28 protein-coding genes are annotated in these 22,701 nt (G+C 37.9%); 19 read left to right on the top strand and 9 right to left on the bottom strand.

Annotated features, from left to right (window positions below):
- Nucleotides 1-415: 415 nt before the first annotated feature.
- Entirely contained in the window at nucleotides 416-1,558 is a 1,143-nt protein-coding gene (locus tag REB14_RS11515) for a 1-acyl-sn-glycerol-3-phosphate acyltransferase (protein ID WP_309522248.1), read from the top strand.
- 69 nt (nucleotides 1,559-1,627) lie between these two features.
- Here the strand turns inward: REB14_RS11515 and REB14_RS11510 are convergent, their stop codons facing one another.
- The gene (locus REB14_RS11510; protein WP_309522247.1) at nucleotides 1,628-2,677 is read right to left on the bottom strand and encodes an alpha/beta hydrolase; all 1,050 of its coding nucleotides are present in this window, start codon (nucleotides 2,675-2,677) and stop codon (nucleotides 1,628-1,630) included.
- A 320-nt stretch (nucleotides 2,678-2,997) separates the two neighbouring features.
- Between REB14_RS11510 and REB14_RS11505 the strand changes: the two genes are divergently transcribed.
- The 5 genes from REB14_RS11505 (at nucleotide 2,998) to REB14_RS11485 (ending at nucleotide 8,347) form a co-directional block, all read left to right on the top strand.
- Nucleotides 2,998-3,981: an L-histidine N(alpha)-methyltransferase gene (locus REB14_RS11505; RefSeq protein ID WP_079242494.1), complete on the top strand. Its 984-nt coding sequence runs from the start codon at nucleotides 2,998-3,000 to the stop codon at nucleotides 3,979-3,981.
- Nucleotides 3,982-4,072: 91 nt separating this feature from the next.
- Nucleotides 4,073-5,245 (top strand): ergothioneine biosynthesis protein EgtB, encoded by a 1,173-nt coding sequence (egtB, locus tag REB14_RS11500; RefSeq protein WP_309522246.1) that lies wholly within the window; start codon nucleotides 4,073-4,075, stop codon nucleotides 5,243-5,245.
- Between the two features lie 10 nt (nucleotides 5,246-5,255).
- Nucleotides 5,256-6,176 carry an ABC transporter ATP-binding protein gene (locus REB14_RS11495; RefSeq protein ID WP_309522245.1) on the top strand — a complete coding sequence of 307 codons (921 nt, stop codon included), beginning with the start codon at nucleotides 5,256-5,258 and terminating at the stop codon, nucleotides 6,174-6,176.
- A complete protein-coding gene (locus REB14_RS11490; RefSeq protein ID WP_309522244.1) occupies nucleotides 6,173-7,738 on the top strand; it encodes an ABC transporter permease/substrate-binding protein in 1,566 nt (521 codons plus the stop codon). The genes REB14_RS11495 and REB14_RS11490 overlap by 4 nt, the downstream gene beginning before the upstream one ends.
- A gap of 63 nt (nucleotides 7,739-7,801) precedes the next feature.
- Nucleotides 7,802-8,347 (top strand): hypothetical protein, encoded by a 546-nt coding sequence (locus REB14_RS11485; RefSeq protein WP_309522243.1) that lies wholly within the window; start codon nucleotides 7,802-7,804, stop codon nucleotides 8,345-8,347.
- Nucleotides 8,348-8,364: 17 nt separating this feature from the next.
- On the opposite strand, the gene REB14_RS11480 is transcribed toward REB14_RS11485, so the two are convergent.
- The 3 genes from REB14_RS11480 to REB14_RS11470 all read right to left on the bottom strand — a co-directional run bounded on the left by REB14_RS11480 (nucleotide 8,365) and on the right by REB14_RS11470 (nucleotide 11,025).
- Nucleotides 8,365-8,796, bottom strand: coding sequence for a DUF3592 domain-containing protein (locus REB14_RS11480; protein ID WP_309522242.1), 432 nt, complete (start codon nucleotides 8,794-8,796; stop codon nucleotides 8,365-8,367).
- 90 nt (nucleotides 8,797-8,886) lie between these two features.
- Nucleotides 8,887-10,365, bottom strand: a complete 1,479-nt coding sequence (locus REB14_RS11475) for a serine hydrolase domain-containing protein (RefSeq protein WP_309522241.1) — start codon at nucleotides 10,363-10,365, stop codon at nucleotides 8,887-8,889.
- Nucleotides 10,366-10,452: 87 nt separating this feature from the next.
- Entirely contained in the window at nucleotides 10,453-11,025 is a 573-nt protein-coding gene (locus REB14_RS11470) for a helix-turn-helix domain-containing protein (RefSeq protein WP_309522240.1), read from the bottom strand.
- 222 nt (nucleotides 11,026-11,247) lie between these two features.
- Here REB14_RS11470 and REB14_RS11465 point away from each other — a divergent pair, with 222 nt between their 5' ends.
- On the top strand, nucleotides 11,248-12,603 hold the full coding sequence (locus REB14_RS11465; RefSeq protein ID WP_309522239.1) for a C10 family peptidase: 1,356 nt from the start codon (nucleotides 11,248-11,250) through the stop codon (nucleotides 12,601-12,603).
- 99 nt (nucleotides 12,604-12,702) lie between these two features.
- Here the strand turns inward: REB14_RS11465 and REB14_RS11460 are convergent, their stop codons facing one another.
- Complete coding sequence (locus REB14_RS11460; protein ID WP_309522238.1) at nucleotides 12,703-14,157, bottom strand: hypothetical protein; 1,455 nt, start codon at nucleotides 14,155-14,157, stop codon at nucleotides 12,703-12,705.
- A gap of 333 nt (nucleotides 14,158-14,490) precedes the next feature.
- Between REB14_RS11460 and REB14_RS11455 the strand changes: the two genes are divergently transcribed.
- The 11 genes from REB14_RS11455 to REB14_RS11405 all read left to right on the top strand — a co-directional run bounded on the left by REB14_RS11455 (nucleotide 14,491) and on the right by REB14_RS11405 (nucleotide 19,034).
- Nucleotides 14,491-14,706 carry a RebB family R body protein gene (locus REB14_RS11455; RefSeq protein WP_047433885.1) on the top strand — a complete coding sequence of 72 codons (216 nt, stop codon included), beginning with the start codon at nucleotides 14,491-14,493 and terminating at the stop codon, nucleotides 14,704-14,706.
- Between the two features lie 17 nt (nucleotides 14,707-14,723).
- Nucleotides 14,724-15,239 (top strand): hypothetical protein, encoded by a 516-nt coding sequence (locus REB14_RS11450; protein ID WP_309522237.1) that lies wholly within the window; start codon nucleotides 14,724-14,726, stop codon nucleotides 15,237-15,239.
- A 38-nt stretch (nucleotides 15,240-15,277) separates the two neighbouring features.
- Nucleotides 15,278-15,466: a hypothetical protein gene (locus REB14_RS11445; RefSeq protein WP_309522236.1), complete on the top strand. Its 189-nt coding sequence runs from the start codon at nucleotides 15,278-15,280 to the stop codon at nucleotides 15,464-15,466.
- On the top strand, nucleotides 15,463-16,290 hold the full coding sequence (locus tag REB14_RS11440; RefSeq protein WP_309522235.1) for a hypothetical protein: 828 nt from the start codon (nucleotides 15,463-15,465) through the stop codon (nucleotides 16,288-16,290). Before REB14_RS11445 ends, REB14_RS11440 begins: the two co-directional genes overlap by 4 nt.
- A gap of 34 nt (nucleotides 16,291-16,324) precedes the next feature.
- Nucleotides 16,325-16,708, top strand: a complete 384-nt coding sequence (locus REB14_RS11435; RefSeq protein WP_309522234.1) for a hypothetical protein — start codon at nucleotides 16,325-16,327, stop codon at nucleotides 16,706-16,708.
- Between the two features lie 20 nt (nucleotides 16,709-16,728).
- On the top strand, nucleotides 16,729-16,956 hold the full coding sequence (locus REB14_RS11430) for a RebB family R body protein (RefSeq protein WP_156106485.1): 228 nt from the start codon (nucleotides 16,729-16,731) through the stop codon (nucleotides 16,954-16,956).
- A gap of 462 nt (nucleotides 16,957-17,418) precedes the next feature.
- The gene (locus REB14_RS11425) at nucleotides 17,419-17,676 is read left to right on the top strand and encodes a RebB family R body protein (protein WP_034697220.1); all 258 of its coding nucleotides are present in this window, start codon (nucleotides 17,419-17,421) and stop codon (nucleotides 17,674-17,676) included.
- Nucleotides 17,677-17,752: 76 nt separating this feature from the next.
- Nucleotides 17,753-18,010: a RebB family R body protein gene (locus REB14_RS11420; protein WP_034697223.1), complete on the top strand. Its 258-nt coding sequence runs from the start codon at nucleotides 17,753-17,755 to the stop codon at nucleotides 18,008-18,010.
- A 76-nt stretch (nucleotides 18,011-18,086) separates the two neighbouring features.
- Entirely contained in the window at nucleotides 18,087-18,344 is a 258-nt protein-coding gene (locus tag REB14_RS11415) for a RebB family R body protein (protein WP_034697225.1), read from the top strand.
- Nucleotides 18,345-18,428: 84 nt separating this feature from the next.
- Nucleotides 18,429-18,686, top strand: a complete 258-nt coding sequence (locus REB14_RS11410) for a RebB family R body protein (RefSeq protein ID WP_034697227.1) — start codon at nucleotides 18,429-18,431, stop codon at nucleotides 18,684-18,686.
- Between the two features lie 84 nt (nucleotides 18,687-18,770).
- Entirely contained in the window at nucleotides 18,771-19,034 is a 264-nt protein-coding gene (locus REB14_RS11405) for a RebB family R body protein (RefSeq protein WP_034697228.1), read from the top strand.
- A 64-nt stretch (nucleotides 19,035-19,098) separates the two neighbouring features.
- On the opposite strand, the gene REB14_RS11400 is transcribed toward REB14_RS11405, so the two are convergent.
- Genes REB14_RS11400 through REB14_RS11385 form a run of 4 tightly spaced genes read right to left on the bottom strand, consistent with a single transcriptional unit; the run spans nucleotide 19,099 to nucleotide 21,851 of the window.
- Nucleotides 19,099-19,779 carry a response regulator transcription factor gene (locus REB14_RS11400; RefSeq protein ID WP_079242509.1) on the bottom strand — a complete coding sequence of 227 codons (681 nt, stop codon included), beginning with the start codon at nucleotides 19,777-19,779 and terminating at the stop codon, nucleotides 19,099-19,101.
- An 8-nt stretch (nucleotides 19,780-19,787) separates the two neighbouring features.
- Nucleotides 19,788-20,537 (bottom strand): sensor histidine kinase, encoded by a 750-nt coding sequence (locus REB14_RS11395; protein WP_079242510.1) that lies wholly within the window; start codon nucleotides 20,535-20,537, stop codon nucleotides 19,788-19,790.
- Nucleotides 20,507-21,112, bottom strand: coding sequence for a hypothetical protein (locus tag REB14_RS11390; RefSeq protein WP_079242511.1), 606 nt, complete (start codon nucleotides 21,110-21,112; stop codon nucleotides 20,507-20,509). Before REB14_RS11390 ends, REB14_RS11395 begins: the two co-directional genes overlap by 31 nt.
- Nucleotides 21,113-21,137: 25 nt before the next feature.
- The gene (locus tag REB14_RS11385) at nucleotides 21,138-21,851 is read right to left on the bottom strand and encodes a hypothetical protein (RefSeq protein ID WP_079242512.1); all 714 of its coding nucleotides are present in this window, start codon (nucleotides 21,849-21,851) and stop codon (nucleotides 21,138-21,140) included.
- Between the two features lie 202 nt (nucleotides 21,852-22,053).
- On the opposite strand from REB14_RS11385, the gene REB14_RS11380 reads away from it, so the two are divergent.
- Nucleotides 22,054-22,689 carry a LysE family translocator gene (locus tag REB14_RS11380; RefSeq protein ID WP_309522233.1) on the top strand — a complete coding sequence of 212 codons (636 nt, stop codon included), beginning with the start codon at nucleotides 22,054-22,056 and terminating at the stop codon, nucleotides 22,687-22,689.
- Nucleotides 22,690-22,701: the final 12 nt, after the last annotated feature.

Raw genomic sequence — 22,701 nt, 5'->3', positions numbered from 1 at the left:
ATCCACAACGTTTGTCATTCCGTAGGAATCCAGACATAGAAAGCATTCTGATGATAAGTGATGACAATATAAGAGTTTAGATTCCTTCGGAATGACAAGGTGAGTGTTTCTGTGGGCGTGCATAGTCTCTTATTTGCTCCTGACATACAAACTATTCACTTAGAGTATCCGCTCTGTTTGTCATTACATAGAATCTCAATATAACACATTTAAGTTCAGGCTAAAGCCAAAGGAATGTTTTCTTATTAAAATGGGCTAAAGTCCATTTCTATTAAATTTCTACTACAGACTAAGAGAGAAGAGTGCTGTAGAACCCAAACTCCTACGCCCTTCATAATACTTTAACACCCTTTATAGCCTCTCCCCCGATAAATTTTCGTTCTTTTGCAAAAAGTTTTAATTTTTACCTAACCGCATGTCTAAGTTTGATGAAATCCGGTATTTCTATGATCAGGAAGTGAATGAGAGATTACAGAGCATAGCCCGTGATCCCATGATGAAAGCCTTTATGAATTTTACTTTTCCTGATACAGATGAGCAGGTTTGGCTGGAACAGTTTAAGAATGTTCATTCCATCAGTGATTTTCAGCATCAGTTTGTAGCCTTTGCCGTTCGCCAGATTCTTGCAAAAAGTTCTGACGGCTTAACGACTTCAGGCTTTGATAAGCTGGATAAAAACACCTCTTACCTTTTCATCTCTAACCACAGGGATATTGTTCTGGATACTTCACTGCTTAATCTGGTATTACTGGAAGGTGGTTATGTAATGACCGCTTCTGCCATTGGAGATAATCTTGTGCGCAAGAATTTCTTAAACGTACTGGCTAAACTAAACCGAAACTTTCTGGTACAAAGAGGCCTGCCGCTTCGTGAACAACTTACCAGTTCACAGACGATGTCTGAGTATATTAAAGAGTTACTCCTTCAGGAAAACCGCTCTGTGTGGATTGCCCAGCGTGAAGGCCGTACCAAAAACGGTAACGATTCTACCCAGCAAGGTGTTTTGAAAATGCTTGCCATGGCAGCCGGAGACCAATCATTGACAGATTATTTTAAAACATTAAAGATTGTTCCGATCTCCATCTCTTATGAATATGATCCTACAGATTCCTTAAAAATGCCACAACTGCTGGCACAGCATAGGGATGAGGAATATATCAAAGGAAAAAATGAAGATTTCACCAACATCATCAGCGGAATTCTGGGCCAAAAGAAACGCATTCATCTTCATGCCGGCGATGTTCTGGATAAAGAACTGGATGAAATAGCAGCAACCATTGACAATAAAAACAGACAGCTGCAGGCCATTGCACAAGTAATTGACCGTTCTATCATCAGTAATTATAAGCTTTGGCCAACCAAGTATATTGCGTATGATCTTCTTCACAACACGAATACATATGCTTCCGAATATACGGAGCAGGAAAAACAGTTATTTGTCCGCAGACTTGAAATGCGTATTGATCCATCCGATCCTGTTTCCAGAGAGTATTTCCTGGCGATGTATGCCAATCCTTTGGTAAATAAACTGAAGGTTGAAGAAGAATCTAAAAACTAGTTTAGGATACTATAAAGATAAAAAACCACTGTTCAATAACAGTGGTTTTGTTTTTATTCTTTCAGATTTTTATTTGGATTGCGATATGGAATCCACCTCTATAATTGCATCTGCAAATGCTTTTGGAGCTTCCTGAGGCAAATTGTGTCCAATTCCGCCCGTTAAAGTATGATGTACATATTGACCTGTAAATCTGGAAGCATAACTTTCTGGCGCAGGAAACGCCGCTCCGTTGGCATCACCTTCCAGGGTTACTGCTGCAACTGTAATTGATGGAGATTTTGCCAGCCTGGCTTCAAGCGCATCGTATTGTTTTTCTCCTTTAGCCAATCCCAGACGCCAGCGGTAATTGTGAATTACGATATCTACATGGTCAGGATTATCGAATGCTTTAGCAGAACGCTCGTAGGTCTGGTCATCAAAAGCCCATTTTGGGGAAGCTGTTTTCCATATCAATTTGTTAAATGCCATAGTATTCGCTTTATAACCTTTATACCCTCTTTCTGTTGAAAAGTAATACTGATACCACCATAAGAATTCAGCACTGGGAGGAAGAGGTTTTTCGTTTGCCTTTGGACTTCCTATTAAATATCCGCTCACAGCCACCAAACCTGTACAACGTTCAGGCCATAGTGCTGCCATGATATCTGCCGTTCTTGCTCCCCAGTCGAAACCGCCTATGATTGCTTTATCAATTTTCAGGGCATCCATAAAAGCAATGATGTCCAATGCAACCGCACTCTGCTGACCGTTGCGTTTTGTATGGGGTGACACAAAAGTAGTGGTTCCATAGCCTCTTAAATAAGGAACTAACACACGATAACCTTTTTCAGCAAGTATAGCGGAGGACTCTTCAAAACTATGGATATCATAAGGCCATCCATGAAGAAGAATAACAGGTCTTCCATTTTCAGGGCCTACTTCTGCATATCCTACGTTCAGCAGCCCGGCTCTGATTGACTTTGTATTCTGAAATGCAGATCTTACTGTTGCATTTTCAAAATCCTTCTCACTTGTGGTATACGTCTGTGCTTTTAAAGACAAAAATCCCATTCCCATCAAAATAAACAGGGATAAAATGGATTGTATTTTTTTACTGAAATTCAATGTAGTATTCATAATAGTGATGTTTTGTGATGGTAAAATTATGATAAAGCAGAGATCGAAATAAGGACAACTACTTTGAACAGGTCATATTGAAAGGTGAATACTGATTTTCGGGCGGTAAGCCAGACAACTTCCCTACTCTTCTTCATTGGATTTAATCTCAAAAAAAAAATCTGATGAATAAAAAAATACCACATCTGGTAAAAACATCATGATAATCATTCTATTAAAAGTAAAATTGTTTATATTTAATTAGATATATGCAAAGAATTGTCATGTTGTAAAAGGCAGGATAATTGCAATAATCTACGAAATCACACAAAATAAGACTTATGAATGTACAGTTAGACCCACAATCTAAGACTGAAGAGAATGCTGCTGATCATTTCCGTTCAGATGTTTTGAACGGACTCCAAAATACTCCTAAAAAATTATCTTCAAAATATTTTTATGATAAGATCGGCGATCATCTTTTTCAGCAAATCATGGCCATGCCTTCCTATTATCTGACCCGTTGTGAACTCGATATTTTCAAAAATAAAACAGATGAGCTTATTGATCTGCTTATTCCCGGAAACGAACCTTTTGACCTGATTGAATTAGGAGCAGGAGACGCCATGAAATCGACCTACTTACTTGAACAGCTGATCAGGAAAGGGATTGACTTTACTTACATGCCGATTGATATCTCAGGAAATATTCTTTCCATACTCCACAAAAAACTAAGCAGTCAGCTTCCGGAACTGAAAATTACCTGTCTGGAAGGAGATTATTTTGAAATGCTTCAAAAAGCAGCTTCCTTATCGGACCGGAGAAAAGTGGTTTTATTTTTAGGAAGTAATATCGGGAATATGTCTCCTGAAGAAGCTGATGATTTCTGCCTGCATCTGAATAGCAATCTATCCGCAAAAGATCGTGTATTGGTAGGATTTGACCTAAAGAAAAATCCGCACATTATTCTGGAGGCTTATAATGACAAAGAAGGAATTACCGCTTCTTTTAACCTAAATCTTCTTACCCGTATCAACAATGAGCTGGGCGGTAATTTTGATCTGAAACAATTTCAGCATTATCAGACTTATGATCCGGTTAGCGGAGCCTGCAGAAGTTTTCTGATCAGCCTTATCAGCCAGGAAGTGACGATTGACCATACAAAGATTTCTTTTGAAGAAAACGAACTTATCGATATGGAAATCTCTCAGAAATTCTCTCCTGAGAAGATCAGGGAATTGGGCGAAAAATCAGGTTTTACCATCACAGGAGAAATCAAAGATGCAAAAAAGTGGTTTGTAGACAGCATCTGGCAGGTAAAATAAAAAAAGATGATACACGCAGCACATCTGGAAAAGTGAAAAAATAAAACATCCTTATTTCATTGAAATTCAATCATTAAAAAACTAAAAAGACATGACACCAGAGATCACCACAAAAGATATTACTAAAAAGTATAAGGACATCCGCAGACGTTCTGAAGAAATCTGTGCTCCACTGGAAATCGAGGATTATGTAGTACAGCCGATTGTAGATGTAAGCCCTCCGAAATGGCATCTTGGTCATACCACCTGGTTTTTTGAGACCTTTATTCTTACCCCGCATTTTCCGGATTACAAAGTTTTTGATCCGCAGTATAATTTTGTTTTCAACAGCTACTATGAGACCATCGGAGCACGGGTGATCCGGACCGACCGCGGAAACCTCAGCCGTCCTTCCGTTTCAGAGGTGTATCAATATCGAAAATATGTAGATGAGCATATGGAAGCTTTTCTTGAAAGCTCATTTCTGACAGAAGCTCTTGAGCCGCTTTTGGAACTGGGGCTTAATCATGAGCAACAGCACCAGGAATTATTAGTGACTGACATTAAATATATTTTAGGGCATAATCCTCTTTTCCCGGCGTATACAAAAGAAGAAAAACCCAGACAAAACAACTCTGAAGATCTGGAAATGCTCAGGTTTTCCGAAGGAGTTTATGAAATTGGATTTAAAGGAGATGGATTTTGCTTTGATAATGAATTAGGAAGACATAAAGTATATCTTCCAGACTTTGAAATTGCCAACCGGCTTGTCACCAACAGTGAATATTTAGAATTTATGAAAGCAGGCGGGTATGAAGATTTCAGACACTGGCATGCTGAAGGATGGGACTGGGTGAAACAGAATGCTGCAAAATCTCCACTATACTGGCATTATATCGAAAACAAATGGCTGTATTATACCCTCAATGGCTTACAGGAAATAGACCCTGATACCCCATTATGCCACATCAATTTCTATGAAGCCTCTGCTTTTGCCTCCTGGAAAGGAATGCGTCTGCCCACTGAAGAAGAATGGGAAACGGCTTCAGATTATTTTGAATGGGGAACCCGCTGGGAATGGACGAATTCTGCTTATCTGCCCTACCCTCATTTTAAGAAAGAAGCAGGTGCTGTAGGGGAATACAACGGAAAATTCATGATCAATCAAATGGTTTTAAGAGGAGCTTCGGAAGCCACACCTCCGGGACACAGCAGAAATACCTACCGCAATTTTTTTCAGCCTAATTTAAAATGGCAGTTCACAGGAATCAGACTTGCTCAGTAATTTTTCACCGATGATCACAGTAGAATCAATTTCAAAAAGTTTTAACGGACAAAAAGCGGTAGATCAAATTTCTTTTCAGGCACTTGATCAGGAAATCCTTGTTCTTTTAGGAACCAGCGGGTGCGGGAAAACAACCACGCTTAAGATGATCAACCGTCTCATAGAAGCAGATTCCGGAAATATTTTCATAGATGGCAAAAACATCCGTGATCAGAAAGCTGAGGAACTGAGAATGGGAATTGGTTTTGTCATGCAGCATTCAGGGTTATTTCCCCATTATACAATTCAGCAGAATATTGCGGTAGTTCCTGAGCTATTGAAATGGGACAAAAAGAAGACGCAAAGAAAAATGGATGAGCTTTTGGCCAAACTCCATCTTTCTGAAGAGATACTTTCCCGATCCCCCTACGAGTTGAGCGGCGGACAACAGCAGCGTGTGGGTATTGCAAGAGCACTGATTGCAGACAATCCCATTTTACTGATGGACGAACCTTTCGGAGCGCTTGATAATATCACCAAGGCTGATATTCATTCGGAATTTAAATCGCTGGAAGAACTTAAAAGTAAAACCATCATATTGGTTACTCACGATGTACAGGAAGCCTTTGAGCTGGGCCACCGGATATGCCTGATGGATCAGGGAAAAATTGTACAGACCGGTACTCCCAGTGAAATGCTTTACCATCCTGAAAATGACTTTGTACTTGATTTTTTTGCCAAAAACCGTCTTTTATTAGAGTATAAAGTAACATCATTACATCACATCAGTCCGTTTCTTACGCCAGAAAATGTATACTACAGACCAAATGGTACGGGCAGTACAAGTGTGTGGGATATTTTACAGCAATTGAGTTCTGATCACCAAAACGCTGAAGTCTATGAAGAAGTGGTCAGAGCGTTTAATCAGTATAGAAAATCACAGATGGTATGACGCAGCAACAGAGTCTTTGGCAATTTATTGCGGAACAGCACGAAAAACTAACCGCTCAGATCATTCAGCATCTTGGGCTTACCTTTTTGTCTTTGCTTCTGGCTATCATTGTTGGAGTACCATTAGGAATACTGATTTCCAGAAAAAAGAAGCTTTCCAGCCCGGTGCTGGGTACCGCAGGTATTTTACAGACCATTCCGAGTATTGCCTTGCTGGGATTTATGATTCCTGTTTTCGGTATTGGTCCGAAGCCTGCGATTGCTGCTTTATTGATCTATGCTCTTCTTCCCATTATCCGGAATACCTACACTGGAATTATGGGTGTAGATCCGGCTGTGATTGAGGCAGCCAACGCTATGGGAATGAACAGAAACCAACTTCTTTTTAAGGTAAAACTTCCTTTGGCCATGCCGGTGATCATCGCTGGTATCAGGACGGCTGCTGTAATTAATGTAGGAGTGGCTACTCTGGCCTCTTTTGTAGCAGCAGGTGGTTTGGGAGAGTTTATCTTTGGAGGAATTTCGCTCAACAATACGAATATGATTCTGGCTGGAGCCATTCCGGCGGCATTATTGGCTGTTTTTCTGGATCAGGTTATTGCTATGATTCAGAAATCGGGGTACCGGTTCTTTCAAAAATTGAAATATATTCTTCCTGTTATCCTTATTATTCTGGGAACAGGGTATCTTCTGATTTTTGTGTCACACCGGACGATTAAAGCGGGTTTTACACCAGAATTTATGGGGAGACAGGATGGAGATATCGGGCTTCGCTCGGTATACGGACTCAATGTGAATCCTCTTGTGGTAAGTGATGCGATTATGTATAAGGCTGCTTATGAAAATGAACTGGATCTGATCAGCGGATATTCTACAGACGGAAGAATCAAAGCTTATGATCTGTATGTACTGAAGGATGATAAAAAAATATTCCCCCCTTATTATGCTGCTCCCATCATCAAAACCAAGAGTCTGAAAAAATTTCCGGAATTGGAAAAAACCTTAAACCTACTGGCGGGAAAGTTCAGTGATTCTATCATGACGGATCTGAATTACAGAGCTGATCATCTCCATCAAACCCCGGAAAAAATTGCAAAAGATTTTCTCATCAGAAATAATTTGTATAAAAGTTCCCGGAAAGGTAATGCAGGAATCGTCAGGATCGGCTCAAAAATCTTTGGGGAACAGTATATTCTTGCAGAAATGTATACCATGCTGATTGAAGGATATACAGATTATAAAGTAGAAACCAAAACAGGTTTAGGAGGAACAAAAATATGTTTTGATGCCTTAATGAATGATGCCATAGATTTCTATCCTGAATATACGGGAACAGGGCTTCTGGTTCTTTTAAAACCTACTACAGAGACTATCAGAAATGTTTCCAAAAGTCCTACTACAACCTATCAATATGTGAATGCAGCGTTTGAAGAACAATATGGAATTCAATGGCTGAAACCGTTGGGTTTTAACAATGCTTATGCTCTGATGATGCGAAGAAAACAGGCTGAAGATCTTCATATCAAAAGCATATCTGATCTTGTTCATTATTTTGATCAATAGTCTTTTGAAAAACAATCAGTTTTTTCAAAAATAGTATCTTCGTATCTTAAAAAATTTGACAAAATGAAGAAAATGCTATTGCTGGCCTCCGCTCTGCTTGTTCTCAACTCATGTGTGGTAAGAACGGCTACAAAAGTAGTATCAGGCGCAGTAAACTTAAGTTATAAAGCGGTAAAAGGAACCGTTAACGGCATCAGCTGGGCTGTAAGCAAGGCGAAAGGAAAAATTGATGAAGACCGTGTGGATGGTACGTGGAAAGTAGTTGGAGTTTATCGTGGTTCTTTCGAGGATTTTTCAAAAGATCAGAATCCTGATGGTTCATTTACTTCGGAATGTACGGAAGGTTTTGACCAGATTGTTTTCAAGGCTAAAAAGTCTAAATTTAAGCCTGTACATTGCAGCACACAGGATGAAGATTGGGTAAAATATTCTATGGAATTTGGAAAAAATCCTTCCACAAAAGAAAAGGAAAACTATATTGAGTACAATTCCAACAATTATATTTCTGTGATTGATGTTACTAATAAAACTATGGTTCTGGAAGGCAATCTGATGCCTAAATTAGGGTTTTCCGGAGCTAAATTATATCTCCTTGAGAAAGTAAAATAGAAATACAGAGGTTGAGGTTATTTCAAAAACTGCTCTGCAATAAAATAACCTCCTCCTACTACCAATAATGGCAAGGCGATAGAAATCAGCACCAAAGGCCAGACAAAAATTCTGAAATAAGTATACAAACTTACGGAAGACGGATCGTCAGGATTATAAATAACAGTTTCTGTCTCCCCTACTGACCAGGCTGAAGGATTGGTACCTTCCGGCAGTTCATAGGTATATTCCATATTATTCCGGGTCTGGAAGGTAAACAGAGGGCTAAATACTGTTCCGTCCGAATCGTCATATTCCCTCAATGAAGTAACGGTAGCTGTAGCCTTTTCAGCTTTCTTTAAGAATGAAAGAGTGCTTCTGAAGCTCAGCAATGCAGCCACAAACAGAATGACTCCTGCTCCCAGGATGATATAATATTGCCACATAGCTTTCGTTTTATTTCTGTTCATAATTTGATATCCTGGAAACAAATACACACCTATTGCATTTATTCCCAGATCGATACCCCGAATATACAAAGATTTTCATTGCATAAGGAGTTATCGGGTTTCTATCTCAACAATCTTCTTCCCTTCCTTTCCCAGATAATGAAGCACAAGCTTTTCATAAACCTTATAGCCATCATCAATATTGGTAAAAATTACAACTCCTTTACCTGAATTAGGCAATATGATAGCAATACATTGAGTGCCTTTATCAGCTCCACTGTGTGATAAGGCATAATCACCATTTCCAAGGTCATATATTTCGAATCCCAATCCGAAATATTTATTCTCTTTTGTTTTGACCTGCTTTTTGATCATTTCCTGAAAAACGTCTGGTTTCAGATTTTTCCCTTTCATCACACTAATCATAAAATTCCCGTAGTCTTCTATCGTGGTATGAAGATCATCGGCGGCATTGGCTGTATTATTTTTTTCAGTTAGATAAGCTTTATCGTTTTTATCATATCCTATGGCAAATCTCGCTTCATCAGTGTTTTTATCCCAAATGTAACTGGTATCCTTCATTTTGAGAGGTTGGAAGATCAGTTCCTGTGCCAGCTGCTCCAATGTTTTCCCAAACTTTTTTTCCAGTGCTTTCCGTAAATATTCAAACCCTTCTCCTGAATATTGGTATTTTGTGCCGGGCTCAAACTGAAAATTGAGCTTCTTATCTGCATTCATCCATCTCCAGTTCGGGAAACCTGTCTGGTGGTTCAGGATCATTCTGGTTGTTAATTTTTTATACCTTGGATCGTTTGTAATATCAGGATCTATCCAGTAGGTATCAAGACGTTCATCAAGCTTCCATTTCCCCGAACTTATCAGGCGTAAGGCTACCATTGTGGTAACGGGCTTGGTAAGAGATGCTACATTAAATAAAGTATTATGAGGAGCAGAAATTCCTTTCCTTATTTCGCCAAAAATTTTTACCTGCTGTAATTTTCCACTTTCGATAATCCCTAATCCCAGCGTTGGAATATTGTTTTCTTTCAGCCAGCTTTGCATCGACTGATCGTTATCAAACATGGTTTCACTATCGGTAGTCTGTTTCGGATGGTGATTAAAACTCAATGAATTTTTAAGCTTCCACTCATTATTCTCCAGTATCCACAAATGGGTAAATTTTGCTTCACCAACTAATTTCTCGGCTTGGCTTCCCATCTTTTCATAAAACAAGTGATCTCCATTCTGAATAGCAGCATAGATTTTTCCATCTTTATACATGGGATAAACTTCTGTGGTTTTGTCAACCAGTACTCTTTTTATCTGATAAGTTTCCGGAGATTTGCACAATCCGTTTTTAAAATCAATGATAAAATTTTTCCTGTCCTCGAAACCTCCTTTATCGTGATAAAATTCAAAGCTGTCACTCAATAGATTTTCCATCTGCTTTATGTTGCAGGTATTGTAACCTACTGAAAAAAACAGGCTGTCTTTCGACATAATGGTTTTATAAAGAGGATCTGTTTTTTCTGTTTGTGCCTGCATGATACTCATGAACAGAATGAAAAAAGGAAGGATAAACTTTGTCATTGTTATTTTTTTGACAAAGATTCAATTTCCTTTTATTTTTCTGTTAAAAATGAACCCGACAAAAACCCGACAAAGCACTGACACGTTTTATATCATGCTGAATTTCAGTCTAAAATAGAGTTTTTTATTCTTATCTATTTCGGCGGCATTGCGAAGGATAATAAACACATTGGAAAGCACAATAAGGATCATCAGGATCAGGGTAAACTGTTTTCCGAACTTTAAAAAGATGCCGAGCATGAAGGTAACAGGTGCCATCACTGTCCAGATCATCTGAACTGAAATGATCTGTCTGGCCAGACTGTTTCTCTGCTTCATACTATGCATGAGAACAAGCGGAACAAAAATATTCAGTGGAGGTAAAAGGGTAAAGATGAGTGATGAAAGGTTAATGATTTTAATGTATGAATAATTGATTGGTGCTTCCTCTTCTTTTACTTCTATTTCAACCTCATCTGTTTCTGAAATTATTTGTGGTTGATCCTGCTGCAATTCAAATTCTTCTATTTCAAGAGTCTGTGCTAGAACTCTTAACGTATGCCCTTTAGGTTCTGTTCCGGCTTCTATACGTTGAATGGTTCTTACAGAAATTTTTGATTTTTCTGACAGTTCTTCCTGAGTCAGATTTTTTTGTTCACGTAGAGTTTTCAGTTTTGACATAGTGCCGGTAAATATTTTTCGAAGTATTTCTGATGGCAAATGTAGACATCTTTTTCAACATGATAAAGAACGGCATTCAATCAGTGGAACAGTATTCATATAATTTCAAGCCACCTTTAGATAATTAAAAAAATTCATTAAAAAGATAATTAAACAGAATAAAATACCTACATATAATTAAAAATAAGTAAATTACAAATTAAACCAATAATCATTATTACCATGAGAAAATTTATTTTTACCTGGAGGCATATCTGTCTCCTGATGTTCTTCGTATTTTTATCTTCATGCCAGAATAACCTGGATGATCCTCACGAGGATAAACCCAACCGTACAGCCAGTATGAAAATAAGTGTAGATGATGCAAAAAAAGCTGCCATCAACTTTTTAAATCAGAAAACCAGCGATTCTTCTTCAAAAGGCCTTCCAATATTCACTGAAAGTAATATTGACAATGTGCAGACCATTGAAAATGACAACGAAATCCCTATCATGTATGCCATCAACCTTAAAGAGAATCAAGGATTTGTGATTATGTCAGCTTCGCGGGTAGAGCGCCCTGTCCTTGCTTACAATAATGAAGGTCATTTTAATTTTGAGAATATTGAAGAATTTGGAGGAGTGGCAGACTGGGCTGTTACACGATACCTTACCATCAATGCACTTATTGAAAAAGGTGAAGCTCCCAATGAACAAATAACTCAGCAATGGGCAGCAGTGAACCCATCCATCGATCTGGGTTTTGTAGATCATAACGGAAATCCTATCCCATGGACACCACCTTCCATAACGGATCAATGGGATGAAACGAAAAGCTGGGGTCCTTATCTTACTACAAAATGGACTCAAAGACTGACTGCCACCCCAGGATCGTCACTAATAGGTTATAATAATTTTGTCCGTTTTAATAATTGTACATCAGGAATTGCTCCTTCCGGATGTGTAGCCACGGCTATGGGACAGATCATGAGATATCATAAATGGCCGAATATTTACAATATTGCCAATATGCCTGCTTCTATTAATTCGGGTAATTATACTTCAGCAGACGCCGTAAATATATCATATCTGATGCAGAATATTGGAAGTAAAGTAGCCATGACCTACAGCTGCTCAGGGTCAGGGGCACACTCTGATAATGCAAGAAATGCTTTTGTAAGCCAGTATCAATATTATACTACTCCTTTGGCTGCGCTTAATTTTACCCCATTGATGAATAATTTAAAAATAGCAAAACCCGTATATCTGGATGGATACCGCACCAGAGAAATTAAAACAAAACCTAAAAAGGTTGGAATATTTGGCTGGACCATCGGGCATACTACTTATTCTTACAGTAACGGGCATGCATGGGTAGCTGATGGTTTCGAATCGATCAAAAGAACAACTGTTTATTCCAATGGTTATAGCAATTCTGCTGTTATTGCAGAACATATCCATATGAATTGGGGCTGGGGAGGAAGCTACGATGGATGGTATGACTATCAGAGCTGGGACGATGCCAATACCGGGCAAAATTTTCCTGTTGTTGATTATATTTATAATCAGCATATGATCTATAATATTACTCCAAACTAATGATATCTATTCTACAAATGTAATATAAGACCGGATTTCAATAATAAAAAAGCAGCATTATGTCCTAGAACATAATGCTGTTTTCTATGTATTATTTTATTACAATGTTTCCCTATTCAGCAATCTATCGTAGATTTTTGTCCGTTGTGGGATATACTGTTCATATGATGTTTCTCTTTCTACCCAGTCTGCCGGTTGCAGATAGCTCAGAATAATCTTCATATCGTTTTCGCTGAAACCTTCTGAAAAGCTTTCTTTATCTTTTTTAGATATGGGAGCCGGAGGCATGTTATCTTTACGGGATGGAGCCATTTCGGGACCTGCATATCTTTTCTTTCTGGCCTCGCCTTCATCGTCTATTTCTTTTATCTTTTTTTCAAGGTTTTTGATAGTCTGACTTTGCAGATTTTCCCCGCTTTGTTTTAATCTTTCAATATGATCTTCAAATGGTTGTTTCCTTCCCCTGATCTCTGTGTTTATTTCCTGAATCTGATATTGAATAAATTTACCGGATCTTGTAGGCGGTTCTGCCAATACAAGCCTTTTATATCCGGTTGCTTTACCTTTCGCCTCTGTAAGGCCATCTCCTCTATCAAACCAGCTTGTCATTCTCTCTCCGCTTTCACTGCCCTTTTCTTCCATATACCGAACCTGATATCCCAGCATGGCCATCACTTCAAGATTCCCGCTTCTGAAGCCAAGATGTTTTACATTCTGAAAGTGGGTCTCAAAATACTCATACAGCTTAAACTGTCCCATACGGGTGTTTCCTCCCCATGCTTTCAGTTCCGGAGAGTTTCCTTTCCAGAATTCTGTAATATTAAATACTTTTTTCGATTGAGACTTGCTATTTATCTCATCAGCTGTTTCATCATATTTCTTTGCTCTTTCTTTTATGTATCCCTTATCTCCGGTAATAATGATGGCATCATACATATCTGCCACCCTGTGCACAATCTGCTTGATTCCCCAATAACTGGTGTCGTGTTCGATATGAATATCACCTCCCTTTCCACTGAATCGGGACCATAAAATCAGTAGATTATTACCACTCGTGGGTATTCCCTGGGTTTCCAGCCAGATTCTTATCGCGTCATCCTGGCTTCCATTGATGTCCCACGCATTTCTTACTGCAATTCTCATATTGTCAGAAAAGTTTTCGGCGATGTACTGGGTGCCTTCTCCTACCGGCTTGTAGTATTTATTTTCAAATGCTCTCTTTGACAAATCTTTTTTATATTCATCCTTTATGATATTGAATGCTTTGGTTTTCAACTGACTTGCCAGCCCGAAAGCCCGCACTTCTGCAACTTTATGAGTATGTATTCTGCTTTGAGGTATTCCTGAGTTCCTGTAGAATTCTATAATAGATTTACTGTTATCATAAGGATCCGTCACATTTTCGTCTTCATCCATGGTTGTAGAGATCAATACATGGTATCTTTCATTGTTAATTAATGTTGCTGCAATGGCAAACATATCTCCTGTGGCATATCCTGGCTGCACTATGATAAAGGGAGTTACATCCTCTGTTTCGTTGTTCTGATTATTCATAATATAATTTTAAATGTTAGAATAGGTTATCAGACAAATTTCAAGGTAAAGCAATGATTGGTATAGAGGGGATGCTCCCATTTTCAAAAACTAAGGGTTTACCCTTATTTACAGGTAATGTATTTGTTTATTTCATTCATTAAGTTCTCATATATAGCAAAGACTCATGATTAAAATTTCACTCATAGGAGAATTCCCTTATTTTTTAAAATTCCGTTTTTTCCCTTAATGAAGATTTATTTTGTTTGATGAAATTTGTATCAGACAAAAGAGATCAACAATCTCATAGTCAACATTAGATTTAAAAAAATAGTAACCCATTAAAACCAGAATATGGCAGATACAGTAAACACCCAGACTACAGATGCAGTAACGCAGACTAACGTTACAGTACTTGGTGAGTCTCCCGCACAGGCTATGAGTATGCTTTACCAGATGGCCACCCATGCCAGTGGAATTTCCATTCAGAATTCTGTAACCAACCAGCAGAACTTGAACCAGCTCAACCCTGCGATTGTTGCAGATGCCATTAAAATTTTAAAAGGATAATTTAAAACCTTACCATCATGAGTGAAAACAACAGTGAAACCCAACAATCCCAGGCAGCCAATGCTACCACTCCGGCGGAGAAAGCTGTAGTATTTGTGAACAGTGAGGTATTGGCTCCGCCTAAAGCTTCTCCAATGACCGGAGTAACCAAAGTAATGATAGAACAGTCTACAGGAATGATGGTTCAGGATTTACAGTCTTTCTTAAAAGGATTTGAGCAGGTAGGTTTGATTGCATTGAGCAGATTGGCTAATAATCTATTGACCTACGGAACGACTTTCGGGCCAGCTCCGGGCAGTAAAGAGACCTCTGTTCAGATGGCCGAAAATATTCAAGGTCAGGATGCAGGAAAAGGCAATGAAATGATGAAAGACTTATTCAAAATGGTAAGTGATTATGCTGAAGTAAAAGCAAAAATTTCCAATACTATTTATAATGTCAACACGCTTCCTGTCTCAGAAGCTCTTCCTTCTCCCCTATCTTACACGGAAGTTTCTCCTGAAGCTGAAGATCCTGAAAAAAAAAACGAGTAGATCCGGTTCCGGAAGAAGTCTCATCAGAAAGAGAAAGTATGAGAAAAAGTTTTATAAGGGCTGATCAAGGGGGAAAATTAGTATTAAAGTCGGTTAAACTGACACAGCCACTCGTAAAGCCAGAGATTAAAGAAGCGGTAATTCCTTCTGTAGAAGCGGAAGTGAATTCCAAGAAAAAAACAATTATAGCCCAACTCATTGAAAAAATTAAAATAAATAAGAGATGAATTATTCCTCAGTAACCAAACCCGCCAAAATTTTAAATCTGGAAAGTTTAGATGATTTAAATGAACGACTTTACCTGCTTAAAAACAATGAAATCAGTTATCTGGACACCAAAAGTGCAGAACCTAAAAAAACGGAACATAATTCGGAACGATTTGTATTTAATCTTCAGACATCAGACATTAATCTTCAGCCTTCTTTAAGACTGGTCAACTGCATCGGCAGAGGAGGTAAAAGATACAATCACTTTCAGTCTTTTGTTGTGGAACCTAAAGATAAATCAACCGGAATTGCCGTGATCATGGTCAAGCTGGATGATCCAAAGATATTTTACTGCAATGTCAGAATTATGCCTCTTACTACCCTGAACGAAATTGCTGTTTCTGATTATGATTCAAAACTTCTTACGATCAATCTTGAAAGATCAAAATGTATACTGAAAGCAGATATTACAATCACACCGTCTAATACGGGTGAAGCACAATATTCTGTGCATGATGTGGATGTAAGTGCCATTTCCGAACTGGTTACCCAAGATGAAATGGTGGGATTAAAAAGAGAGTTGGAATTTCAGGCCTCCAAGCTGATTGCCCATTATTTTCAGGAAATTCTGAGTATCATCGTCAATGAAGTTCCATCTGGCAATAAACCACTGATGATTCCGAATGATTATGTCCTGACCCTTCCTCCGCATCAGTTAAAAGAAATGCTGACTGCCAGTGCTATTTCCGCATGTATAGCTTTGGAAATTACAGGATATAACGTTGTTAAAGACCTTAACCGCGACTGGAAATCTGCGTCTGCATTTATTAATTATCTGCTGTAAAGAATATATGTTTTTACCCATAAAAATAAAACGTATGCGCAGAAAAATCCGTAAGAAAGCTCCCGCTCCCAAGCCGCCTGTGCCTGTGACAGAACCTGAAATGGTAGAAAAAGAAATCATGCCTTTTGTTTTAAGACATGAAGATGAAATCATCAATTACATCAAGGAAAAAGCCATCAAAGAGACCATGAAGTCACTGGCTCCTCTTCTGGAAAAACTTGAAGAAGCTGTAAAACAGCATGAAGCAGCTCCTGTTCCTCTGGTCACTCCTCCACCGCCTGAAACTCCTGTAATGAATTATGAAGAACAGCTTAGAAAACTACAGGAAGCCTCAACAGCAAAGGTAAAAGAGAAAGAACTTAAAATAATGGAGCGAATGAATAAGCTGAATACAAGATTAGGCAACATCCAAACTTAGAACCACCAAAACAAATAAATATGAACGAAATTGATACGATAGTTACAGGAATGTCTACCGCTGTACCTCAGGCTATTTCCGCACAGGTAAGCGCACACTCCACCGGACAAATGCAGATCAATTCTGCATTGAACCAACAACGGAATGCCATAACCGGTATCAGCCATTATGTGATGGGATTAAAAAAAATGAGTCCAAAAAATATAAAGCTCAAGCAAATGGAAGCCATTAAAAAAGAACGTTTTTAATCCAGGTCTTTAAAAACTACGGATGCGGTTTATTTCCCTGCAAAGATGAAATCCGGTGCCCTCAGCATAATACAATCAGGTCAGCATTTATTCTCGCACCGCTTTTCAGATGCTGTCAATGCCCAAAAGCAATCATTCAGAATCCGTCTTTAGCCCAAAGGAATCCGGCATTGCCAGTATACCTGCAGCAGGAATTTATTTTTGAGACAGATATTAAAAATAAGGACCGCATCCTTTTACAAAAAAATATGCTTTAAACTCGCGCAGATTTTACAGATAGGGTTTCAACCATTGTATTCAGAGCCACCCTCAGATCCAATTTATTCATAACCTGTTAATACCAATGCTTTTGAAATATATTCATCTGCAGGATCTGTGGTGAGTTTAAAACTCCAACATAAAACTAGTTTACCTCAATAATTTATTAACCGAGATTAGATCTCAAAAAAAACAATTACAATTATGCCAGTTAATGAACAAATCACAGACGCAGTAACGCAATCGAACGTAAAAGTAGTAGGAGAATCTCCTGCAATGGCTTTGGCCAACGTGTATCAATCTGCAGCACATTCTACAGGAATCATGTTTGAAAATGCGGTAAATACGCAAAATCAACAGAACATTTTAGGCCAGGCAGCAACCACTCAAGGTATTCTGCAAATCTATAGCCTGGATACTGTAGCAGACGCAGTTTCTATTGCGAAGATCCTTAAGCCTTAATTTTTAAGCTATTTGATCAAAGTAATGACCTCAACCGGAAAGCCCGGTTGTTTTAACCCAATAAACCTTACTCATTATGCCAGTTAATGAACAAATCACAGACGCGGTAACGCAGTCTAACGTAAAAGTAGTAGCAGAATCACCTGCCATGGCGTTAAGTAATGTGTATCAATCTGCTGCACATTCTACAGGAATTATGTTTGAAAATGCAACGAACGCTCAAAATCAACATAATATTGTTACCCAGGCAGCCACTACACAGGGTGTAACTCAAATCTACAGTAAAGATACCATCGCTGATGCGCTTTCTATTGCTAAAATTCTTAAACCTTAAACCTATTCTGCAGACCGCAGATAAATTAACCCGCCGGAAAACCCGGTGATTTTAATCCAAATAAACAATAATCATTATGCCAGTAAACGAAAAAATCACAGACGCAGTAACTCAATCCAACGTAAAAGTAGTAGCAGAATCTCCTGCAATGGCTCTAAGTAACGTGTATCAATCTGCAGCACATTCCACAGGAATTATGTTTGAAAATGCAATTAACACTCAAAATCAACAAAATATTGTTACTCAGGCAGCCACTACACAAGGGGTTACTCAAATCTACAGCCTGGATACGATAGCCGATGCGGTTTCTATTGCTAAAATCCTTACTCCGTAATCCCATTTTGCCAAGAGCTTATATCCTTATCCGAACAGCCGGAAACTCCGGTTGTTTTTTAAACCAAAATAAACAATAATCATTATGCCAGTAAACGAACAAATCACAGACGCAGTAACGCAATCCAACGTAAAAGTAGTAGCTGAATCTCCAGCAATGGCTATGGCCAACGTATATCAATCAGCAGCACATTCTACAGGAATCCTGTTTGAAAATGCAGTGAATACTCAGAACCAGCAAAACATTGTTACTCAAGCGGCTACTACGCAAGGTATCGCACAGATCTACAGCCTTGATACAGTTGCCGATGCAGTTTCAATTGCAAAGATCCTTAATCCGTAATCACTTTTTGCGAACAGCTTAAATACCATTATCCGAACAACCGGAAATTCCGGTTGTTTTTAACCCAAATAAACAATAATCATTATGCCAGTAAACGAACAAATCACAGATGCAGTAACGCAATCGAACGTAAAAGTAGTAGGAGAATCTCCTGCAATGGCTCTTGCCAACGTATATCAATCAGCTGCCCATTCTACAGGAATTATGTTTGAAAATGCTGTGAATGCACAAAACCAACAGAACATTTTAGGCCAGGCAGCCACTACACAGGGTGTAATCCAGATATACAGCCTGGATACTGTGGCAGATGCAGTTTCTATTGCTAAAATTTTACATCCTAAATTATAGTGTTTTTAGATTTCTTGTTATCAGGGAGTACATCAATGTGCTCCCTGATTCTTTTTGGATCAAACTATTTATCAAATAATACAATTTCATCCGGATCTATCACCTTATTCTGTACAGCATAAATAACAAGTCCGGCCATATTTTTCACTCCGGTTTTGATCATCAGATTGGTCTTGTGAGTTTCTACTGTTTTGGGTGAAATAAACAATGAATCTGCAATTTCTTTGGTGCTCAACTGTTGGCAAACCAATTTTAGAACATCAATCTCTCTGTCCGTCAGTTCATTTTTGGAGAATGCATGAAATTCCGGAAGCTTATTGGAAAGCTGGGTTCTCATGACATCAATCTGGTCATTGGAGAAATAATGTCCTTTATGATAAACCGTTTTGATAACCGATAATAATTCCTCAAGTTCAATTTCTTTGGGCAAAAAAGCATGGACGCCCATTTTCAGCATTTGTCCCATAAATGAGCGCCGGTAGAAACTGGAAAGAACAATGATTTTTGTTTCGGTTTCTTTTTTGGCAAGTTCAGCCATGACTTCAATTCCATCGCCATTGGTCATCCTCAGATCCAGAATAAGTATATCTAAAGAATTAGAATCCTGCTCCGCAAGAAACTGATATCCTCCTGTAGAAGTCAGGATAACCTGATAGTCTCCATTATTTTCAATATAATTTTTCAAAAGCTGTACAAACAGCAGATCATCATCTACAATTCCGATTTTAATTTTTGAGTGTTCCATGTTTATTTTTATTGTATGGCCATACAGGCAATGAATTTTGTGCCTTTTTCAGGCTGGGTTTTAAGTTTATAAATTGCTTTAATTTTTTGTGCTCTGGACTGAATATTCCTCAGCCCAATACCTCCTGATTGTTTTTCAATGGCGAATCCACGACCATTATCCTCTATGGTTAATATTAAATAGTTCAGAGAGATTCTTAAGGAGACATCCACTCTGGTAGCTTCAGCATGTTTTAAAATATTGGTAATTAATTCCTGAATAATTCTGAAAAGGTTAAGTTTTACAGGGTTACTGATGGTTGTCCTTATCGTCATATGGCGGAAAATAACCTCTATATTTTTATTGATCTGATCAAGATAATCTGCAATTAAATCTTCCAGCTCTATCTCATCGAGATCAGGTGGCGTAAGATTATGAGATAACTCCCTTATCAGCTGCATCGATTTTTTTAAATCATGATTAAGATCTTCCGGTTTTTTATCATTGATATTCAAACGGATAAGATTCAATTGTGAAATAATATTATCATGAAGTTCTTCTGCCAGGCGTTCCCTGTCCTGTTCCTGCCAAAGCAGCATGTTGTCCCAATATTCCTTTTGGGTATTCCGGACCAGCCTTGAAACCTTCTGTTTGTTTTTCTTTATACTTTTCAAATAATTAATCACCAATAACGTAATGAATAGCGTTGTTAAAAAAAACAGCCCAATACCGATCCATATCCATAGAACTATCTGATCCTGATTTTCCCAACGCCACATCCCAGATTAATAAATGCTATATAAAAAGACAATAGTAAGATCCCTCTAAAAAGCCAGATAGGTGCTACCCAACTCAGATGATTGCTGATTAAAAAATTAAAGGTAGTGGATATGATACATTCTATAGAAAAAAACAAGAATACAAGGATGTTCACAATAAACATATCCCTGTCTGCCCTGCCTTCCCTAATGATTTTCATAAAATAAGAAGCGGCATAGCTACAAATAATAATACTGGTGATAATATTGGAATAAAAAGTAATCCGTGTATCGTTTTCCACATATAACAGGTTAGTAATCAATGCCAATATAGCATAACAATAGATCATCCATCTTAATTTCAGGGAAAGCTGGATATAATAATGGTTATAAATCACAGTAAGAATCATCAAACCAAAAAACTGACTCAATGTATAATTGTAGATATTGAGTGTATTTAATTTCATCAGCCGGTCCGTTAAGTCCGTCAGCTCCAGCATCAATTCTCCTGAGAGCAATATAATCACAGGAAGTTTTGTTTTGATCCCTTCTTTTATCAGTACAATCAATCCGGTACATAAGACCAGGTTAATCATAATTTGTAAATACAGGGATAGGCTGTTATACGAAAACACTGGTACTTTGCTTCAGAAGTTGATAATCATTAAGAGTATCAATAATCGTAAAAGGAGGCCTTGGTGTAGAATAATTTTCAGCAGTCTCGCTCATATGATTAATGGCCAGACTTTTCACTGTAATGATTTCGATATGATAAGGGAAGTCGGGGTCTTTTTTTTCCAGATCATTTGTAAGTCCAAAGAAACTGGTACATGTCTGCCCTTCTGTAATTCCTATATTTTCATAATCTGAAAACGGTATGGAAATCAATTGAAAAATATCTTCTGTTTTCTGAGCCTGCAGCCACGAACTTCCAAACATATTCCATCTGAAACTACGGTTAATGGCTGATTCCGCAGTAATAGGAGGAACATCTATCACCATATTATTGCTGCTTTCTATTTTTGATTCACTGAATTCTGCTAAAAAGTCTTTTATAAGAATGGTATTGAAATGAGCGTCTTTATCACTTTTAGAATCAATGAGAAAAAATTTCAGCTTACCTTCATGAATTCCCACATAGGCATGGATCATTGGGATCTCTGTAGTTCCAAGATTTCTTTTCCATTGTTCAATGTCTTCACCTGAAACGCTGAAGTGAGTTCCCTGATTCAAATAATTCAAAATTTCTGCTCCATTTGTATCAATTCCGTTTTTGTAAGAATCAATAAGATGTTTCCATTTTCTGATAGCTTCAAAGATGTTTTCAGTAGTCATGATAATATTTATTTGTGAATGATAATTATTTTATGAGTTGAAATTTACAAAAAAAACAGACTGATCTATTTTTTAAATCACATTCAGGTGGAAAATAAAATATAATTTTTTAAAAAAATACTTTTTCTTGTGTCTCTGAAAAATTAAACCGGAAATACCTCTTATCTTTGCACCGGAGACCTCCTCATTTAAATGTACTAACATGATTCCATTTCACGAACTTATATTTTTCATTCTGGCCGCACTTATTTTAGTAATCAGTCCTGGTCCAAATATGATTTATCTGATTTCAAAGTCTATAACGCAGGGAAAAAAGTCCGGGTTTATCTCATTAGCCGGAGTTGTCTGCGGATTTTTGTTCCATATCATCATGGTATCTTTTGGTCTCACCGCTGTTTTACTGGCTGTTCCGCTTGCGTATACCGTTCTTAAAACACTGGGAACTGTCTATCTTTTATATCTTGCTTATCAGGCTATAAAACCGAAAAGCAAAAATATTTTTGATGTTGACAAAAATATTGCCCATGATAGTCCGAAAAAGCTTTTCACCATTGGTTTTTTAACGAATGTATTGAATCCGAAAGTAGCTGTTTTTTACCTGTCTTTCTTTCCTCAGTTCATCAAACCAGAGTATGGTTCGATATTTACCCAAAGTCTGGAACTTGGGATCATTCAGGTTCTGATCAGCTTCAGCATCAACTTTATCATTGTATTAACAGCTGCAAGAGTTGCCTTATTCTTTTCCAATAATCCGGCCTGGATAAAAGTCCAGAAATGGTTTATGGCCAGCGTATTAACTTATTTAGCCATAAAAATGGCATTTTCAAAAGCAAAATAAAATCCGGAACAG

The sequence above is a fragment of the Chryseobacterium metallicongregator genome (assembly GCF_031324065.1).
In the GTDB taxonomy this organism is placed as follows: Bacteria; Bacteroidota; Bacteroidia; order Flavobacteriales; family Weeksellaceae; genus Chryseobacterium; species Chryseobacterium metallicongregator.
Note: the sequence above shows the minus strand (reverse complement) of the source record. Positions and strands in the feature narration are given on the sequence as shown.

What these genes read in the sequence shown, in the direction of transcription:
- REB14_RS11475 (WP_309522241.1), bottom strand. Translation starts at nt 10,365, where the DNA reads ATGACAAAGTTTATCCTTCCTTTTTTCATTCTGTTCATGAGTATCATG.
- REB14_RS11510 (WP_309522247.1), bottom strand. Translation starts at nt 2,677, where the DNA reads ATGAATACTACATTGAATTTCAGTAAAAAAATACAATCCATTTTATCC.
- REB14_RS11465 (WP_309522239.1), top strand. Translation starts at nt 11,248, where the DNA reads ATGAGAAAATTTATTTTTACCTGGAGGCATATCTGTCTCCTGATGTTC.
- REB14_RS11505 (WP_079242494.1), top strand. Translation starts at nt 2,998, where the DNA reads ATGAATGTACAGTTAGACCCACAATCTAAGACTGAAGAGAATGCTGCT.
- REB14_RS11460 (WP_309522238.1), bottom strand. Translation starts at nt 14,157, where the DNA reads ATGAATAATCAGAACAACGAAACAGAGGATGTAACTCCCTTTATCATA.
- REB14_RS11430 (WP_156106485.1), top strand. Translation starts at nt 16,729, where the DNA reads ATGAACGAAATTGATACGATAGTTACAGGAATGTCTACCGCTGTACCT.
- REB14_RS11490 (WP_309522244.1), top strand. Translation starts at nt 6,173, where the DNA reads ATGACGCAGCAACAGAGTCTTTGGCAATTTATTGCGGAACAGCACGAA.
- REB14_RS11450 (WP_309522237.1), top strand. Translation starts at nt 14,724, where the DNA reads ATGAGTGAAAACAACAGTGAAACCCAACAATCCCAGGCAGCCAATGCT.
- REB14_RS11425 (WP_034697220.1), top strand. Translation starts at nt 17,419, where the DNA reads ATGCCAGTTAATGAACAAATCACAGACGCAGTAACGCAATCGAACGTA.
- REB14_RS11420 (WP_034697223.1), top strand. Translation starts at nt 17,753, where the DNA reads ATGCCAGTTAATGAACAAATCACAGACGCGGTAACGCAGTCTAACGTA.
- REB14_RS11405 (WP_034697228.1), top strand. Translation starts at nt 18,771, where the DNA reads ATGCCAGTAAACGAACAAATCACAGATGCAGTAACGCAATCGAACGTA.
- REB14_RS11435 (WP_309522234.1), top strand. Translation starts at nt 16,325, where the DNA reads ATGCGCAGAAAAATCCGTAAGAAAGCTCCCGCTCCCAAGCCGCCTGTG.
- REB14_RS11480 (WP_309522242.1), bottom strand. Translation starts at nt 8,796, where the DNA reads ATGAACAGAAATAAAACGAAAGCTATGTGGCAATATTATATCATCCTG.
- REB14_RS11495 (WP_309522245.1), top strand. Translation starts at nt 5,256, where the DNA reads ATGATCACAGTAGAATCAATTTCAAAAAGTTTTAACGGACAAAAAGCG.
- REB14_RS11410 (WP_034697227.1), top strand. Translation starts at nt 18,429, where the DNA reads ATGCCAGTAAACGAACAAATCACAGACGCAGTAACGCAATCCAACGTA.
- REB14_RS11400 (WP_079242509.1), bottom strand. Translation starts at nt 19,779, where the DNA reads ATGGAACACTCAAAAATTAAAATCGGAATTGTAGATGATGATCTGCTG.
- REB14_RS11445 (WP_309522236.1), top strand. Translation starts at nt 15,278, where the DNA reads ATGAGAAAAAGTTTTATAAGGGCTGATCAAGGGGGAAAATTAGTATTA.
- REB14_RS11380 (WP_309522233.1), top strand. Translation starts at nt 22,054, where the DNA reads ATGATTCCATTTCACGAACTTATATTTTTCATTCTGGCCGCACTTATT.
- REB14_RS11455 (WP_047433885.1), top strand. Translation starts at nt 14,491, where the DNA reads ATGGCAGATACAGTAAACACCCAGACTACAGATGCAGTAACGCAGACT.
- REB14_RS11395 (WP_079242510.1), bottom strand. Translation starts at nt 20,537, where the DNA reads ATGTGGCGTTGGGAAAATCAGGATCAGATAGTTCTATGGATATGGATC.
- egtB (WP_309522246.1), top strand. Translation starts at nt 4,073, where the DNA reads ATGACACCAGAGATCACCACAAAAGATATTACTAAAAAGTATAAGGAC.
- REB14_RS11485 (WP_309522243.1), top strand. Translation starts at nt 7,802, where the DNA reads ATGAAGAAAATGCTATTGCTGGCCTCCGCTCTGCTTGTTCTCAACTCA.
- REB14_RS11440 (WP_309522235.1), top strand. Translation starts at nt 15,463, where the DNA reads ATGAATTATTCCTCAGTAACCAAACCCGCCAAAATTTTAAATCTGGAA.
- REB14_RS11515 (WP_309522248.1), top strand. Translation starts at nt 416, where the DNA reads ATGTCTAAGTTTGATGAAATCCGGTATTTCTATGATCAGGAAGTGAAT.
- REB14_RS11415 (WP_034697225.1), top strand. Translation starts at nt 18,087, where the DNA reads ATGCCAGTAAACGAAAAAATCACAGACGCAGTAACTCAATCCAACGTA.
- REB14_RS11470 (WP_309522240.1), bottom strand. Translation starts at nt 11,025, where the DNA reads ATGTCAAAACTGAAAACTCTACGTGAACAAAAAAATCTGACTCAGGAA.
- REB14_RS11390 (WP_079242511.1), bottom strand. Translation starts at nt 21,112, where the DNA reads ATGATTAACCTGGTCTTATGTACCGGATTGATTGTACTGATAAAAGAA.
- REB14_RS11385 (WP_079242512.1), bottom strand. Translation starts at nt 21,851, where the DNA reads ATGACTACTGAAAACATCTTTGAAGCTATCAGAAAATGGAAACATCTT.